General features: G+C 60.1%; 15 protein-coding genes. 12 read left to right on the top strand and 3 right to left on the bottom strand.

Going from position 1 to position 16,936, the window contains the following annotated elements; all coding sequences use genetic code 11:
* Positions 1-31: 31 nt before the first annotated feature.
* Complete coding sequence (locus ACYZUC_RS24800; protein ID WP_461990997.1) at positions 32-904, bottom strand: heme/hemin ABC transporter substrate-binding protein; 873 nt, start codon at positions 902-904, stop codon at positions 32-34.
* 166 nt (positions 905-1,070) lie between these two features.
* Between ACYZUC_RS24800 and ACYZUC_RS24795 the strand changes: the two genes are divergently transcribed.
* A complete protein-coding gene (locus ACYZUC_RS24795; RefSeq protein ID WP_461990995.1) occupies positions 1,071-1,388 on the top strand; it encodes a Rieske (2Fe-2S) protein in 318 nt (105 codons plus the stop codon).
* Here the strand turns inward: ACYZUC_RS24795 and sfsA are convergent.
* Complete coding sequence (gene sfsA / locus ACYZUC_RS24790) at positions 1,385-2,098, bottom strand: DNA/RNA nuclease SfsA (RefSeq protein WP_461990993.1); 714 nt, start codon at positions 2,096-2,098, stop codon at positions 1,385-1,387. The genes ACYZUC_RS24795 and sfsA overlap by 4 nt on opposite strands.
* Positions 2,098-3,270: a pyridoxal phosphate-dependent aminotransferase gene (locus tag ACYZUC_RS24785; RefSeq protein ID WP_461990991.1), complete on the bottom strand. Its 1,173-nt coding sequence runs from the start codon at positions 3,268-3,270 to the stop codon at positions 2,098-2,100. The genes sfsA and ACYZUC_RS24785 overlap by 1 nt, the downstream gene beginning before the upstream one ends.
* 335 nt (positions 3,271-3,605) lie before the next feature.
* Here ACYZUC_RS24785 and dksA point away from each other — a divergent pair, with 335 nt between their 5' ends.
* From dksA to pgi, 11 genes are all read left to right on the top strand, one after another.
* The gene (gene dksA, locus ACYZUC_RS24780) at positions 3,606-4,046 is read left to right on the top strand and encodes an RNA polymerase-binding protein DksA (RefSeq protein ID WP_007902025.1); all 441 of its coding nucleotides are present in this window, start codon (positions 3,606-3,608) and stop codon (positions 4,044-4,046) included.
* Positions 4,047-4,250: 204 nt separating this feature from the next.
* Positions 4,251-5,144, top strand: coding sequence for a tRNA glutamyl-Q(34) synthetase GluQRS (gluQRS, locus tag ACYZUC_RS24775; RefSeq protein WP_008036380.1), 894 nt, complete (start codon positions 4,251-4,253; stop codon positions 5,142-5,144).
* A 77-nt stretch (positions 5,145-5,221) separates the two neighbouring features.
* Positions 5,222-5,398: a hypothetical protein gene (locus ACYZUC_RS24770; RefSeq protein WP_003176118.1), complete on the top strand. Its 177-nt coding sequence runs from the start codon at positions 5,222-5,224 to the stop codon at positions 5,396-5,398.
* Positions 5,382-8,336: a sensor histidine kinase gene (locus ACYZUC_RS24765; protein ID WP_461990988.1), complete on the top strand. Its 2,955-nt coding sequence runs from the start codon at positions 5,382-5,384 to the stop codon at positions 8,334-8,336. The genes ACYZUC_RS24770 and ACYZUC_RS24765 overlap by 17 nt, the downstream gene beginning before the upstream one ends.
* A gap of 22 nt (positions 8,337-8,358) precedes the next feature.
* Complete coding sequence (locus ACYZUC_RS24760; RefSeq protein ID WP_008033182.1) at positions 8,359-9,795, top strand: sigma-54-dependent transcriptional regulator; 1,437 nt, start codon at positions 8,359-8,361, stop codon at positions 9,793-9,795.
* A gap of 691 nt (positions 9,796-10,486) precedes the next feature.
* Positions 10,487-11,887, top strand: coding sequence for a polynucleotide adenylyltransferase PcnB (locus tag ACYZUC_RS24755; RefSeq protein ID WP_461990986.1), 1,401 nt, complete (start codon positions 10,487-10,489; stop codon positions 11,885-11,887).
* A gap of 3 nt (positions 11,888-11,890) precedes the next feature.
* Positions 11,891-12,370 (top strand): 2-amino-4-hydroxy-6-hydroxymethyldihydropteridine diphosphokinase, encoded by a 480-nt coding sequence (gene folK / locus ACYZUC_RS24750; protein ID WP_192227984.1) that lies wholly within the window; start codon positions 11,891-11,893, stop codon positions 12,368-12,370.
* A gap of 369 nt (positions 12,371-12,739) precedes the next feature.
* Positions 12,740-13,540, top strand: coding sequence for a 3-methyl-2-oxobutanoate hydroxymethyltransferase (gene panB, locus ACYZUC_RS24745; protein WP_461990983.1), 801 nt, complete (start codon positions 12,740-12,742; stop codon positions 13,538-13,540).
* Positions 13,537-14,397 carry a pantoate--beta-alanine ligase gene (panC, locus tag ACYZUC_RS24740; RefSeq protein WP_461990981.1) on the top strand — a complete coding sequence of 287 codons (861 nt, stop codon included), beginning with the start codon at positions 13,537-13,539 and terminating at the stop codon, positions 14,395-14,397. Before panB ends, panC begins: the two co-directional genes overlap by 4 nt.
* Positions 14,398-14,593: 196 nt before the next feature.
* Complete coding sequence (gene panD, locus ACYZUC_RS24735; RefSeq protein ID WP_003228271.1) at positions 14,594-14,974, top strand: aspartate 1-decarboxylase; 381 nt, start codon at positions 14,594-14,596, stop codon at positions 14,972-14,974.
* A 220-nt stretch (positions 14,975-15,194) separates the two neighbouring features.
* A complete protein-coding gene (gene pgi / locus ACYZUC_RS24730) occupies positions 15,195-16,859 on the top strand; it encodes a glucose-6-phosphate isomerase (protein WP_461990979.1) in 1,665 nt (554 codons plus the stop codon).
* The last annotated feature ends 77 nt before the right edge of the window (positions 16,860-16,936 follow it).

Below are 16,936 nucleotides of genomic sequence, written 5' to 3'. Positions count from 1 at the left end.
ATGAACAACGCCCGGGGTTTTACCAGGACGGTCATTGAGCTGCAGTGCCGGGATAAAAGCCGTCACTGATCTTTTTCAACGCCTCGGGCAACCGCGGGCCAAGCCCACCCACCAGCAGCGTTGGATCGAGCTCCATGACGCGCCCATCCTTGGCGGCGCGAGTGGAAGACAGAATAGGGTTTTCCTTGAACAGCGCCGCGCGCGCCGCTTCACCGGTCAGTGCGCGGTCGGCAAACACCAGCACCTCGGGGTCCAGGCTGATCAAGGATTCGTTGGAAAAAGGTTTGTAACCGGTATGCGTCGCCAGGTTGTGCCCACCGGCCTTCTGGATCAGCCAATCAGCGGCGGTGTCCTTGCCAGCGATAAGAGGCTTGCCGCCCGCATGACCGAGCAGCACCAGCACACCCGGCGAGGGTTGCGTCAGCTGCGCATGGGTGACCCGAACCTTTTGCTGATCGAGCTGCTGTTGATAGCCCTGGAACAGTTGGGCAGCCTTGTCCTCGGCACCGAGCAATTTGCCCAAATGCTGCAAGTTAGCGTGCAACGTCGGCAGATCCGGCTGAGCCGAGAACAGTTCGACTTGCACCCCCGCCGTGCGAATCTGCGAAATCACCGGCGGTGGCCCCATTTCTTCGGTGCCGACCAGGATCTGCGGGCGTAAGCTCAAGATGCCCTCCGCCGACAGCTGCCGCTGATAACCGATGCTCGGCAACGCCTTGAGCGATTCCGGATGCTGGCTGGTGGTGTCGACACCGACCAGTTTCGATTCGCCGCCCAGCGCGCTGACCCACTCCGACAAGGCCCCACCGGCGCTGACCCAGCGTTGTGGCAACTCGGCCGCTGCGGCGTGGTGGCTGACGAGAAGTCCGGCACAGAGCGCAGCAACGCGGGTACTCAGGCGCATAAACAGCTTCCTTTAAAGGTTTTCCCAGGCATTGAAGTGACAGGCCAAGTATCCTCGGCATCCGGCACCTGCACCCGACGGGCGAAGCGGCCATTTGATAATTGTTTGCATTTGAACGTCAAGCTCGGACATATCCAGTCACGAGCCGCCGCACTTGAGGATAGACATGAAGTTTCTTTGCGCAGGCGCTGAGCTGGCCGAATCCAGCAGCCGCGGTTTCGAGATCGACGGCGAGAAGCTATTCGCCGTACGCCGCAACGGTCAGGTCTACGTCTATATCAACCGTTGCCCGCACCGTGGCGTCGGGCTGGAATGGACACCCGACCGCTTTCTCGACCCCAGCAACAGCCTGATCCAGTGCGCCACCCACGGCGCACTGTTCCTGATCGAAGATGGCGAGTGCGTCGCCGGCCCATGCGCCGGGCAATCCCTGACCACCATTGAAAGTCGCGAAGACGCTCAAGGAATCTGGGTCAGCCTTTAACCGTTGAGCAACACCTCCAGACGCCGCTCGACCCGCATTTCCTCGTGGGTCAACCGCACGCCGTAAGCCAGGACTTCAACACCGCACGCCACCGCCTCTCGCAAAGCGGCCGCGTAGGCCGAATCGATTTCCTCAGCAGGACGCACGGCATCAATGCCGTTGAGGTTCACGCAATACAACTGCATCGCACGAATCCCGTCCCGCGCCAGATGCGCCAGTTCCCGTAAATGCTTGGCACCACGCGGGGTGACCGCATCGGGAAACGCCGCCACCGATGACCCATCGAAGCCCAACGTGACACTTTTGACTTCCACATACGCCGGGCCACTCGGGTAATCGAGGCGAAAGTCGATACGGCTGTTCTCCTGCCCGTAAGGCACTTCGCGTTTCAGTTCGCTGAAGCCGTTGAGCTCAGTAATGACGCCAGCCCGCAGAGCCTCTTCGATCAAACCATTGGCCCGCCCGGTGTTCACGCAGAACAAGCGACCTTGAGGGGTTTCGCCGATTTCCCAGGTGCCGGGTAATTTGCGCTTGGGATCATTGGAGCGACTGAACCAGACCTGCCCGCCTTCCACCTGACAATTGAGCATCGAGCCGGTGTTCGGGCAGTGAATGGTCAGCAACTCGCCGTGAACGGTTTCGATATCGGCGAGAAAACGCTTGTAACGTCGAATCAAGCGACCTTCTTCGAGAGGAGGATTGAACCGCATCAGCCTTGCCAGCTCTTCAAGCCGCGAGCGATGCGCTCGACCGCTTCCTGCAAGCGCGGAAGACTTTGGGTGTAGGCAAACCGCACGTGATGGCCGGCCTGATAACGTCCGAAGTCGAGGCCCGGTGTAATCGCCACGTGTTCGGTTTCAAGGAAATGCCGACAGAACGCGAAGGCATCGCCGCCGAACTTGCTGATATCGGCATACAAATAGAACGCGCCTTCGGGTTCAACGGCGATGCCGAAACCCAACTCACGCAGTGCAGGCAGCAGGAAATCCCGGCGCCGACCAAACTCGGCGCGACGCTCTTCAAGAATGGCGATGGTCGCAGGCTCGAAACAGGCCAGTGCGGCATGTTGGGCCATGCTCGGGGCGCTGATGTAGAGGTTCTGTGCGAGTTTTTCCAGTTCGCCGACCGCCGCTTCCGGCGCCACCAGCCATCCGAGTCGCCAGCCGGTCATGCCGAAATACTTTGAAAAACTATTCAGTACGAAGGCGCTGTCATCGACTTCCAGCACGCTGGCGGCATCGGTGCCGTAGGTCAGACCGTGATAAATCTCGTCCACCACCAGATGGCCATGCCGCGCCTTGATTGCGGTAGACAGGCCCGCCAATTCGTCGCGGGTCAGAATCGTCCCGGTCGGGTTGGCCGGCGACGCCACCAGCGCGCCGACGCTGTCGTGATCCCAATGACGGTCGATCAAGTCCGGTGTCAGCTGGTAACGCACCTCCGGACCGACAGGAACAAGCTGCGCCGCACCTTCCACCAACCGCAGGAAATGCCGGTTGCACGGATAACCCGGGTCCGCCAACAACCAGTGTTTGCCCGGATCCACCAGCAAGGCACTGGCCAGCAGCAACGCGCCGGAACCACCTGGGGTGATGAGGATTCGCTGCGGATCGATGTTCAAACCGTAACGCTGCTGATAGAAGCTGGAAATGGCCTCACGCAGTTCGGGAATGCCACGGGCGGCGGTGTAACGGGTTTTCCCCGCCGTCAGTGCGGCCTGACCGGCCTGAATGATCGGCTCGGCGGTGGTGAAGTCCGGTTCGCCGATTTCCAGGTGGATCACGTCGTGGCCGGCAGCTTGCAGTTCATTGGCCCGCGCCAGCAGCGCCATGACATGGAACGGTTCGATCGCGCGACTGCGGGCACTGTAGGACTGAGCCATTAGCCTTCCTTCTACGAGGGGAAAAAACCGATTCTACCCAAGCGCAGGAACGAGCGAGAACCTAAAGCGGTCAGACGCGTTAAGACCCTGGCCACAAACGACCCATGCGAGTGCGCAAGGTTTGACTAAAATCATTAATTGATCAGGTCTCCAGCACCACCAGCCAAGGCTTTGCAATCATTTGCAAGCCCTTCGGGCCACTACCTCGACATCCGGGAGTAGCGCGGCCCGATTTGATCTGGTAAGTTCGCCCGCTTGCAGCCGCAGGGCCGGCAGGTGTCGGTGATGGAGCAATCCTGCGCAGATGGATTACAAGAGTAGAGGCGGTCCATTTCATGCCCACCCAAGCAAAGCAGCAAAATCAGTCGATCAGCGGCTTCGAACCCTACAAAGAAGTAAAGGGCGAGGAGTACATGGGCAAACCCATGCGCGCTCACTTCACCAAGATCCTGAACAAGTGGAAACAGGACTTGATGCAGGAAGTCGACCGCACGGTTGATCACATGAAAGACGAGGCGGCCAACTTCCCTGACCCGGCAGACCGTGCCAGCCAGGAAGAAGAATTCAGCCTTGAATTGCGCGCCCGTGACCGCGAGCGCAAGTTGATCAAGAAGATCGACAAGACGCTGCAATTGATCGAAGACGAAGAATATGGCTGGTGCGAGTCCTGCGGCGTCGAGATCGGCGTCAAGCGACTGGAAGCACGCCCTACCGCCGACATGTGCGTTGACTGCAAGACCCTGGCGGAAATCAAGGAAAAGCAAGTCGGCAAGTAATTGCGACTTGAACGAAGAACGGAGCGTGCGAACGCTCCGTTTTTGTTTCTGATATTTGCTGATGTTTATTGCGTCTTCGGAATCGCCTTCGCGAGCAAGCTTCGCTCCTACAGGAGATTGCGCCGGCCTTTGTAGGAGCGAAGCTTGCTCGCGAAGACGGCTTCAAGCCACGCTCAATACGATTGGACAGCCTGAAATCGTCTTATGACCGCCATCGCCCCCGCCTACATCGGACGCTTCGCCCCCACGCCAAGCGGCCATCTGCATTTCGGTTCGCTGGTCGCAGCGCTGGCCTCGTACCTCGACGCGCGCTCGGTGGGCGGGCGCTGGTTGATGCGCATGGAAGACCTCGATCCGCCACGGGAAGAACCCGGCGCCCAAGCGGCCATTCTCAAGGCGCTGGAAAGCTACGGTTTCGAGTGGGACGGCGAAATGGTCCGGCAGAGCGACCGGCACGACGCCTACGCCGAAGTGCTCAATCGCCTGTTTAATCACGGCCTGGCCTACGCTTGCACGTGCTCGCGCAAACAACTGGAGCCGTATCACGGCATTTATCCGGGTTTGTGTCGCAATGCGGGCCATGGCACTGAAGATGCCGCCATTCGCCTGCGCGTGCCTGAGCTGGAATACCACTTCATCGACCGCGTGCAGGGCGAGTACCGCCAACACCTGGGGCGGGACGTCGGTGATTTCGTGATCCGCCGCCGCGACGGGCTCTATGCCTATCAACTGGCGGTGGTGCTCGATGATGCCTGGCAAGGCATTACCGACATCGTCCGTGGCGCCGACCTGCTGGACTCCACGCCACGTCAGCTCTATCTGCAAGAACTGCTGGGTTTTTCGCAACCGCGCTATCTGCACATCCCGCTGATTACCCAGCCTGACGGCAACAAGCTCGGCAAGTCCTACCGTTCGCCACCGCTGACCGAAGACCAGGCAACACCGTTGTTGCTGCGCGCATTGCGCGCACTCGGGCAAAATCCCGGCACAGAGCTGGCGTACGCCACACCACGGGAAGTGCTGAACTGGGGCATTGCCCACTGGGACGCGCTGAAGATCCCGCGCACACTCAACCTGCCCGAAGCGCAACTACAGTGATCAGACTTGCAGTGGCGCGCCCATCCGTTACCATCGCCGCACGTTTTCGGGCACGCGCATAAAAAAGAGAGGCCGGGATGTACATCTATCGCTTGGTCCTGCTCCTGGTAGTGGGGATTTACCTGTTTTCCCCGGCCATCATGGATTGGTGGATCGACGCCACTGGCGCCTGGTATCGCCCGTATCTGCTCTGGCTGATTCTGATCGTCGTGACCTTCATCCTGCAGAGCCAAAAAGATGCCGATGAGCTTTAGCCTGACCCAGATGATCCTGATCAGCGCCGCGTACCTGGCGGTGCTGTTCGGCGTTGCCTGGATCAGCGAACGGGGCATGATCCCCCGGGCGATCATTCGCCACCCCCTGACTTACACCCTGTCGCTGGGCGTTTACGCCAGTGCCTGGGCGTTTTACGGCACGGTGGGCCTTGCCTATCAGTACGGCTACGGTTTTCTCTCCAGCTACCTCGGGGTTTCCGGGGCATTTCTGCTGGCGCCGGTGTTGTTGTATCCGATCCTGAAAATCACTCGCACGTATCAACTGTCGTCGCTGGCCGACCTGTTTGCGTTCCGCTTCCGCAGCACCTGGGCCGGCGCACTGACCACGATCTTCATGCTGATCGGCGTGCTGCCGTTGCTGGCCTTGCAGATTCAGGCCGTGGCGGACTCCATCGGCATCCTCACCCGCGAACCGGTGCAGCATCGCGTGGCCCTGAGCTTCTGCGCACTGATTACGCTGTTCACGATTTTCTTCGGTTCGCGCCACATCGCCACCCGCGAGAAACACGAAGGCCTGGTGTTCGCCATTGCCTTCGAGTCGGTGATCAAGCTGATCGCCATTGGCGGCGTTGGTTTATATGCGCTGTACGGCGTGTTCGACGGCCCGCAACAGCTGGAACTGTGGCTACTGCAAAACCAGACCGCCCTCGCCGCGCTGCACACGCCATTGCAGGAAGGCCCATGGCGCACGCTGTTGCTGGTGTTCTTCGCCTCGGCGATCGTGATGCCGCACATGTACCACATGACGTTTACCGAAAACCTCAACCCGCGCTCGCTGGTCAGTGCGAGCTGGGGCTTGCCGTTGTTCCTGCTGTTGATGAGCCTGGCGGTGCCGCTGATTCTCTGGGCGGGCCTGAAACTGGGGGCCACGACCAATCCGGAATACTTCACGCTCGGTATCGGTATCGCCGCCAACAGCAAAGCCTTGGCGCTGCTGGCGTATGTCGGCGGACTATCGGCAGCCAGCGGGCTGATCATCGTCACCACCCTGGCCCTGTCCGGGATGGCGCTGAACCACCTGGTGCTGCCGCTCTATCAGCCGCCGGCCGAAGGCAACATCTACCGCTGGTTGAAGTGGACACGCCGGGCGCTTATCGTCGCGATCATCATGGCCGGTTACGGTTTCTATTTGCTGCTGGGCGCAGAGCAGGACCTGGCCAACCTCGGCATCGTCGCGTTTGTGGCGACGTTGCAGTTCCTGCCGGGCGTGCTGTCCGTCCTGTATTGGCCGACCGCCAACCGCCGTGGCTTCATCGCCGGTTTGCTGGCGGGGATTCTGGTGTGGCTGGTGACCATGCTGTTGCCGCTGGTCGGCAACCTGCAAGGGTTCTACATTCCGCTGTTGAACATGATCTACGTGCTGGACGACACCAGCTGGCACATGGCGGCAATCGCCTCGCTGGCCGCCAACGTGCTGATGTTCACCCTGATTTCGCTGTTCACCAACGCCAGCCCCGAAGAAGCCAGTGCCGCCGAAGCTTGCGCCGTGGACAACGTGCGTCGTCCGCAACGCCGGGAATTGCACGCCGCCTCCCCCCAGGAATTCGCCACGCAACTGGCCAAACCCTTGGGTGCCAAGGCTGCGCAGAAAGAAGTCGAACAAGCGCTGCGCGACCTCTACCTGCCGTTCGACGAGCGCCGGCCTTATGCCTTGCGCCGCTTGCGCGACCGGATCGAAGCCAACCTCTCCGGCCTGATGGGCCCGAGCGTGGCGCAGGATATGGTCGAGACCTTCCTGCCTTATAAGGCTGGCGGCGAGAACTACGTCACCGAAGACATTCACTTCATCGAAAGCCGCCTTGAGGATTACCACTCGCGCCTGACCGGCCTGGCTGCCGAACTCGATGCCCTGCGCCGCTACCACCGCCAGACCCTGCAGGAATTGCCGATGGGCGTTTGCTCGTTGGCCAAGGATCAGGAAATCCTCATGTGGAACAAAGCCATGGAGGAGTTGACCGGAATCGCCGCGCAGCGCGTGGTCGGTTCGCGCCTGAGCACCATCGCCGATCCGTGGAAAGAGCTGCTGCAAGGCTTCATCAATCTGCCGGACGAGCATTTGCACAAGCAACATCTGGCACTTGATGGCCAGACCCGCTGGCTGAACCTGCACAAAGCGGCGATCGACGAACCGCTCGCGCCGGGTAACAGTGGCTTGGTATTGCTGGTGGAAGACCTCACCGAAACGCAGATGCTCGAAGACAAACTGGTGCACTCCGAGCGCCTGGCCAGTATCGGCCGCCTCGCTGCGGGCGTGGCCCATGAAATCGGCAACCCGATCACCGGCATTGCCTGCCTGGCGCAGAACCTGCGCGAAGAACGCGAAGACGATGGCGAGCTGAAGGAAATCAGCGGGCAGATTCTGGAACAGACCAAACGCGTATCGCGCATCGTCCAGTCGCTGATGAGTTTTGCCCACGCGGGCAGTCATCAGCACAACGACGAGCCCGTCTGTCTGGCCGAAGTCGCCCAGGACGCCATTGGTTTGCTGGCCCTGAACCGACGCAATTTCGAAGTGCAGTTCTACAACCTGTGCGACCCCGATCACTGGGTCGAAGGCGATCCGCAGCGACTCGCCCAGGTACTGATCAACCTGCTCTCAAACGCCCGTGACGCCTCGCCTCCCGGCAGCGCGGTGCGGGTAAAAAGCGAAGCCGGCGAACACACGGTCGACCTGATCGTGGAGGACGAAGGCAGCGGCATTCCGAAAAACATCATGGATAGATTGTTCGAACCCTTCTTCACCACCAAGGATCCTGGCGAAGGCACCGGTCTGGGCCTTGCACTGGTCTATTCCATCGTTGAAGAGCATTATGGACAAATCACCATCGACAGCCCGGCTGATGTTCAAAGCCAACGCGGCACCCGTATCCGGGTGACCTTGCCGCGTCATGTCGAAGCGACGTCCGCTGTGAACTGAGACCGTCGAGAGTATCGAATCAATGCCGCACATTTTGATCGTCGAAGACGAAACAATTATCCGCTCCGCCTTGCGCCGCCTGCTGGAACGCAACCAGTACCAGGTCAGCGAAGCCGGTTCAGTGCAGGAAGCACAAGAACGCTTCACCATTCCCACGTTCGACCTGATCGTCAGCGACCTGCGTTTGCCTGGCGCGCCGGGCACCGAGTTGATCAAGCTCGGCCAGGGCACGCCGGTGCTGATCATGACCAGCTACGCCAGCCTGCGTTCGGCGGTCGACTCCATGAAGATGGGCGCGGTGGATTACATCGCCAAGCCTTTCGACCACGACGAAATGCTCCAGGCCGTCGCACGCATCCTGCGTGACCGGCAATCGGTACAGGCCAGCGGTGAACCTGCCGTCGGCAAAGCCGCCAATGGCGCGGCGAAACCGGGTGTCGACAACAGCAACGGCGAAATCGGCATCATCGGTTCGTGCCCGCCGATGCAGGATCTGTACAGCAAGATCCGCAAAGTCGCGCCGACCGATTCCAATGTCCTGATCCAGGGCGAGTCCGGTACCGGTAAAGAACTGGTGGCCCGCGCCCTGCACAACCTGTCCAGGCGCGCCAAGGCACCGATGATTTCGGTGAACTGCGCGGCGATTCCGGAAAGCCTGATCGAGTCCGAACTGTTCGGCCACGAAAAAGGCGCGTTCACCGGTGCCAGCGCCGGGCGTGCAGGCCTTGTGGAAGCGGCTGATGGCGGCACCTTGTTCCTCGACGAAATCGGCGAACTGCCACTGGAAGCCCAGGCCCGCTTGCTGCGCGTGTTGCAGGAAGGCGAAATTCGCCGGGTCGGCTCGGTCCAGTCGCAGAAAGTCGATGTGCGCCTGATCGCCGCGACTCACCGGGACCTCAAGAGCCTGGCGAAGATCGGCCAGTTCCGTGAGGACTTGTATTACCGCCTCCACGTGATCGCCCTGAAACTGCCGGCCCTGCGTGAGCGCGGTGCCGACGTCAACGAAATCGCCAATGCCTTCCTGGCGCGGCAGAGCGCGCGGGTCAACCGCACCGATCTGAAGTTCGCCGCAGACGCCGAGCAGGCGATTCGTCATTACTCCTGGCCGGGCAACGTGCGCGAACTGGAAAACGCGGTCGAACGCGCGGTCATCCTGTGCGAGAGCCCGGAAATTTCCGCCGAGCTGCTGGGCATCGACATCGAGCTGAGCGACCTGGAGGACGACGAGTTCATCGGCCTGCCTCCGCAACAGGGCAACGGCGCCGGCAACAACAATCATGAGCCGACCGAAGACCTGTCACTGGAAGACTACTTCCAGCACTTCGTCCTCGAACATCAGGACCACATGACTGAAACCGAGCTGGCACGCAAACTGGGCGTCAGCCGTAAATGCCTGTGGGAGCGCCGCCAACGCCTGGGCATTCCGCGGCGCAAGACCGGGGTGGCCAGCGAGAGCTGAGCGGGTAACACATGACTGTGTGAAGAAACTGTTACCCCAGTTTTTTCACGTAACAGAAACCGGGGCTTACGGTAACGAAGCCCCGGTTTTTTTTGGCCTCGAAAAAGCCCACCAAGTGACGTAACCCCTTGTTTTGCTAGGCTTCGCAAAAGTTGGCACGCACCCTGCTATATGTTTGGTACAAGAACAATAACAAGCAATGTACAAGACAATAAAAATAAGACGAATCGACTCACGCACAATAAAAACAAGACGGCATGAGGCGCAGCTAACTGATTCTTTTGGAGAGGCGTTGTATTTGGGGCTTGCCCCACGACCAGGCTGAGAACAACAAAAAACTGTCTTGAGACAGAGCCTGAACTGGTTGGATCGCAAGATCACTGCAGCACAGCGACCAAAGCAATCCGTTTGCTCTTGGCTCCCGATTGGGAGGGTCATGAAGGGAAACTTCATGACGCGGGCACTCAACAAAAACAAGAAGCCCGAAACCAATAACAAAAATAGAACATGCAACTACTTCTTGGGGAGCTTCGGCTCCCCTTGTAGTTTCTGGCGTTTACGCCCGTGCCAGACACGCCCTTCAAGCGCTTGCGCAGCTTCCTACACCATCCCCCGACTAAATGCTAGAATCCCCGCCCATCATGCGGTCATTCTTCGTTTTGGCCGAACATTCCTTCAAACAGTGCATCCCATGCTGAAGAAGCTGTTCCAGTCATTCCGTTCTCCCAAGCGTCATACGCAACACATCCGCAGCACGCCTGAAGTGCTTAACAGCGGCCAACACTCGCTGCAAAAGGCGCAATTCAGCCGTTACGCGGTGAATATCGTCGAACGCCTGCAGAACGCCGGTTACCAGGCTTACCTGGTCGGCGGCTGTGTGCGTGACATGATGCTCGGCATCACACCGAAAGACTTTGACGTCGCCACCAGTGCCACCCCAGAACAGGTGCGCGCCGAATTCCGCAATGCGCGGATCATCGGTCGCCGCTTCAAACTGGTGCATATCCACTTTGGCCGCGAAATCATTGAAGTCGCGACCTTCCGTGCCAATCACCCGCAAAACGATGAAGAGGAAGACAGCAACCAGTCTTCCCGCAACGAGAGCGGGCGCATTCTGCGCGATAACGTCTACGGCACGCTGGAAGAGGACGCGCAACGCCGAGACTTCACCATCAACGCCCTGTATTACGATCCGGTCAGCGAGCGCATCCTCGACTACGCCAACGGCGTACACGACATCCGCAACCACCTGATCCGCCTGATCGGCGATCCGAAACAACGCTACCAGGAAGACCCGGTGCGGATGCTGCGTGCCGTGCGTTTCGCCGCCAAGCTGAATTTCGGCATCGAAAAACACAGCGCCCTGCCGATCCGCGACCTGGCACCGATGCTGCGCGAGATCCCGTCGGCCCGTCTGTTCGAAGAAGTGCTCAAGCTGTTCCTCTCCGGCCACGCCGCGGACACCTTCGAGATGCTGGTCGACCTGCAGCTGTTCGATCCGCTGTTCCCGGCCAGTGCCGAGGCGCTGGAATACAACCCGACGTACACCCACACCCTGATCAGCGACGCGCTGATCAACACCGACCTGCGCATCAAGCAGAACAAACCGGTGACCCCGGCGTTCCTGTTTGCAGCCCTGTTGTGGCCTGCCCTGCCGGCTCGCGTGCTGCGCTTGCAGGAACGTGGCATGCCGCCGATTCCGGCGATGCAGGAAGCGGCGCACGAGCTGATTGCCGAACAGTGCCAGCGGATCGCGATTCCAAAACGCTTCACCATGCCGATCCGCGAGATCTGGGACATGCAGGAACGCCTGCCGCGCCGCAGCGGCAAACGCGCCGACCTGTTGCTGGACAACCCGCGCTTCCGCGCCGGTTACGACTTCCTGCTGCTGCGCGAAAGCGCTGGCGAACAGACCGATGGCCTGGGCGAATGGTGGACGGATTATCAGGACGCCAACGACAGCGAACGTCGTGACATGATCCGCGACCTCAGTGGTAAAGAAGACGGCACTGGCGCGCCACGCAAACGTCGCCGCAGCGGCGGTGCCAAGCGCAAACGTGCAGCCGGCGCGCCGAGCACCACGGGCGAGTAATCGATGGAACGCATCTACATCGGCATGGGCAGCAATCTGGCTGACCCTGCCGAACAATTGCGCAGCGCCGTCGAAGCGCTGGCGCGGTTGCCGCAGACTGAACTGGTCGGGGTTTCCGGGTTTTACCAGAGCGACTCGCTGCTGCCTGGCCAACCGCGTTACACCAACGCAGTGGCCGCTCTCGACAGCACGCTTGCCCCGCTGGAGCTGCTCGATGCGCTGCAAGCCATCGAGAACGGACAGGGCCGCGAGCGTCTTGAGCGCTGGGGGCCACGCACGCTCGACCTCGACATCGTGCTGTTCGGTGATCGGCTGATCGACGAACCACGCCTCAAAGTGCCCCACTACCACATGCAGGAACGCGCGTTCGTTCTGTATCCACTGGCCGAACTGGCGCCGGTGGATTTGCGGTTGGCCGATGGCCGTGCGCTGACTGATCTCCTTGCAGCCTGCCCGTTCGTCGGATTGGAACGCTTGCCCTGACCTCCGCCATCCCCCTGTAGGAGCGAAGCTTGCTCGCGAAAGCGGTGTAACAGTCGACATAAATATTGAATGTCACACCGCTTTCGCGAGCAAGCTTCGCTCCTACAAAATCTAACGCCCCGCTAGATTGCGGCTGCTGAATCGCATCAGTTACTTCGGTAACACCCCACGCGTAACAATGCGGTAACACACGCAATTGACTTCCCGAGTTCTCCTCACGACTATAGGCGTCCCGCTGCCGCCAACACGGCGTTAAAGGGCGCAATCCAGGCCTTAAAAGCACGACAACAGACCGTGCGCCTGTATTTAACGAAGAATCACGCGCGTTACTCGCAGTAGTTTCCACAGCGCCTGAATGAGGAACTTTTCATGCCAGCCATCACCCTGACCACTCTGCAAGGTCTCAAGCAAAAAGGTGAAAAAATCACCATGCTGACCTGCTATGACGCGACCTTCGCCCACGCCTGCAATGAAGCCGGCGTCGAAGTGCTGCTGGTGGGCGACTCCCTCGGCATGGTTCTGCAAGGTCACGACAGCACCCTGCCGGTGACCACCGCCGAGATGGCTTACCACGTCGCCGCCGTCAAACGCGGTAACACCGACGCGTTGATCCTCGCCGACCTGCCCTTCATGGCCTACGCCACTCTCGAACAAACCATGACCAACAGCGCCCAGTTGATGCAGGCCGGTGCGCACATGGTCAAGGTCGAAGGTGCGCTGTGGCTGGCGGACTCGATCCGTCTGCTGGCCGAGCGCGGCATCCCGGTGTGCGCGCACATGGGCCTGACACCGCAATCGGTGAACATTCTGGGCGGCTACAAAGTCCAGGGCCGTAACGAGAACCAGGCACGGCAGATGCGCGCCGACGCCATCGCCCTGGAACAGGCCGGTGCCGCCATGCTGCTGCTCGAATGCGTGCCGAGCGAACTGGCTCAGGAAATTACCCAGGCTGTGGGGATTCCGGTGATCGGCATCGGTGCCGGCAGCGGTACCGACGGCCAGGTCCTGGTGCTGCACGACATGCTCGGCCTGTCGATCACTGGCCGAGTGCCAAAGTTCGTGAAGAACTTCATGAACGGTCAAACCAGCATTCAAGCGGCCCTGAGCGCTTATGTCACTGAAGTCAAAGCAGCGACTTTCCCAGGTATCGAACACGGATTCTCTGCATGAACACCGTAAAAACCGTACGCGAATTGCGGGCCGCCGTGGCCCGCGCCCGCAGTGAAGGCAAGCGCATCGCCTTCGTACCGACCATGGGCAACCTGCACAGCGGTCATATTGCGCTGATCACCAAAGCCTCCCAGCGGGCGGACTTCGTGGTCGCGAGTATTTTCGTCAACCCGCTGCAGTTCGGCGCCGGCGAAGACCTCGACAAGTACCCGCGCACCCTGGCAGCGGATCAGGAACAACTGCTCGAGGCCGGTTGCCACTTGTTGTTCGCACCCGCCGTAGAAGAAATGTACCCCGACGGCATGACCGGCCAGACCCGCGTCAGCGTTCCACAACTGTCCGAAGGCTTGTGCGGCGCCAGCCGTCCGGGGCATTTCGAAGGTGTGGCGACGGTGGTCAGCAAACTGTTCAACATGGTCCAGCCGGACCTGGCGATCTTTGGCCAGAAGGATTTCCAGCAACTGGCCGTGATTCGCGCGCTGGTGCATGACCTGAACATGCCGATCCAGATCATCGGCGAACCGACGGTTCGTGCGGCCGATGGGCTGGCATTGTCATCGCGCAACGGGTTTCTCAGTGAAGAACAGCGGGCCGTGGCGCCGGTTGTGTATCGCACGCTGGCCTCGATTGCCGAATCCATTAAACAGGGTGAGCGTGATTATCCTGCGTTGATCGAAGCACAGACCAAGCAGCTCGAAGCTGCGGGTTTGCGTACCGATTACCTGGAAATCCGCCATGCGCTGACCTTGCGCCCGGCGACGGCGGAAGATCGGGACCTGGTGATTCTGGTGGCGGCATTCCTCGGCACCACGCGGTTGATCGACAACCTGCACCTGAACCTCGACACACCCGCCTGAACCCCACAATTCCTCTGTAGGAGCGAAGCTTGCTCGCGAAGGCGTCGCGTCATTCGACATCTGCATCGACTGACACGGCGCCTTCGCGAGCAAGCTTCGCTCCTACAGGGAGTTGCGTTGCCTCGCCCCTGTATTGCTGCCCACAATCGCTTCGGGCAAACTGCCCGCCGTTCGATTCCGACCTGGGAAAACACTCATGCACGCCATCATGCTCAAGGCCAAGCTGCATCGCGCCGAAGTCACCCACGCAGTACTCGATTACGAAGGTTCTTGCGCCATCGACGGCGAATGGCTGGACTTGTCCGGCATCCGTGAATACGAACAGATCCAGATCTACAACGTCGACAACGGCGAACGCTTCACCACCTACGCCATTCGTGGCGAAGAAGGCTCGCGCATGATCTCGGTCAATGGCGCCGCCGCCCACAAGGCCAAGGTCGGTGACCGTGTGATCATCTGTGCTTACGCTCACTACAGCGAAGCCGAGCTGCTCAACTTCAAGCCACGCATGCTCTACATGGCACCGGGTAACGAGCTGAGCCACACCAGCAATGCCATTCCGGTTCAGGTCGCCTGACCGAACCTTCTCTTCCGTTTGTCGGACCGTTCCCTGCTTCATGTACAAAAAAGTACCGGGAACGGGTCAGACAAAGTCAAGACAGATCGCAGCGCGAGGTTTACTGTATTCGCCCTGTGCCATGAAATCGTGTCGACGCAGTTGACCGGACGCCCACCCACAGCGCTCCGGGATTTTTAGTGTTCAAAAGGCCGTTCAAGTAAAAAGGAAACCCGCAGCGATGGCGTACTACCGCACTCCTCAAGACGTGACCGCTCTGCCCGCCTGGCAGGCGCTGAATGACCACCGCCAAGCCATGCAGGATTTCAGCATGCGCGAAGCCTTCAATGCCGATCCGCAGCGCTTTACCCAATTCACCCTCAGCAGCTGCGGCCTGTTTCTCGACTACTCGAAAAACCTGATCAACGCCGAGACCCGCAATCTGCTGGTGGGCCTGGCCAATGAAGTCGACCTCCAGGGCGCAATCAAGGCGCTGTTCGAAGGCGAAATCGTCAACTCTTCCGAAGGACGCCCCGCCCTGCACACCGCGCTGCGCCGTCCAGTGGGCGAGAAGCTGTCGGTCAACGGCGTCAACGTGATGCCCGAAGTACACAAGGTGTTGAACAAGATCACCGACCTCGTGGGCCGTATCCACGACGGTCTGTGGCGCGGTTACACCGAGAAGCCGATCACCGACGTGGTGAACATCGGCATCGGTGGCTCGTTCCTCGGCCCAGAGCTGGTTTCCGAAGCCCTGCTGTCCTACGCCCAGAAAGGCGTGCGCTGCCATTACCTGGCGAACATCGACGGCACCGAGCTTCATGAACTGACCATGAAGCTGCGCGCCGAGACCACGCTGTTTATCGTTTCGTCGAAGTCCTTCAACACCCTCGAAACCCTGAAAAACGCCCAGGCCGCTCGCGCCTGGTACTTGGCTCAGGGTGGTTCGGAAGCCGAGCTGTATCGTCACTTCATCGCGGTATCGAGCAACAACGCCGCCGCCGTGGCGTTCGGTATCCGCGAAGAAAACATCTTCCCGATGTGGGATTGGGTTGGCGGTCGTTATTCGTTGTGGTCGGCCATCGGTTTGCCGATTGCCCTGGCCATCGGCATGTCGAACTTCAAGGAACTGCTGTCCGGTGCCTACACCATGGACCAGCATTTCCAGAGCGCGCCATTCGAACAGAACATGCCGGTGCTGCTGGCGTTGCTCGGTGTCTGGTACGGCAACTTCTGGGGCGCGCAGAGCCACGCGATCCTGCCGTACGACCACTACCTGCGCAACATCACCAAACACTTGCAACAACTGGACATGGAATCCAACGGCAAGAGCGTGCGCCAGGACGGCACACCGGTGTCCACTGATACCGGTCCTGTGATCTGGGGTGGCGTGGGCTGCAACGGTCAGCACGCGTATCACCAGTTGCTGCACCAGGGCACCCAACTGATTCCGGCCGACTTCATTGTGCCGATTGTCAGCTTCAACCCGGTGTCCGATCACCACCAGTGGCTGTACGCCAACTGCTTGTCGCAAAGCCAGGCATTGATGCTCGGCAAGACCCGCGCCGAGGCCGAATCCGAGCTGCGTGACAAAGGCATGGCCGAAGCCGACGTGCAGAAACTCGCGCCGCACAAGGTGATCCCGGGCAACCGTCCGAGCAACACCCTGGTGGTCGAACGCATCAGCCCGCGTCGTCTCGGCGCACTGGTGGCGATGTACGAACACAAAGTCTTCGTGCAAAGCGTGATCTGGGGCATCAACGCCTTCGACCAGTGGGGCGTGGAGCTGGGCAAAGAGCTGGGCAAAGGCGTCTACAACCGCCTGGTCGGCAGCGAAGAAACTCCGGCTGACGATGCTTCTACCCAAGGGCTGATCAACTACTTCCGCGGTCGTCACCGCGGTTAATCTGACGCCACTCCTACAGACGGTACTAACCTTGTAGGAGCCGGCTTGCTGGCGATGACGGTGTTTCAGTCGACGGA

The sequence above is a fragment of the Pseudomonas sp. GT1P32 genome (assembly GCF_054897805.1).
This window is presented reverse-complemented; position numbering and strand designations above follow the sequence as displayed.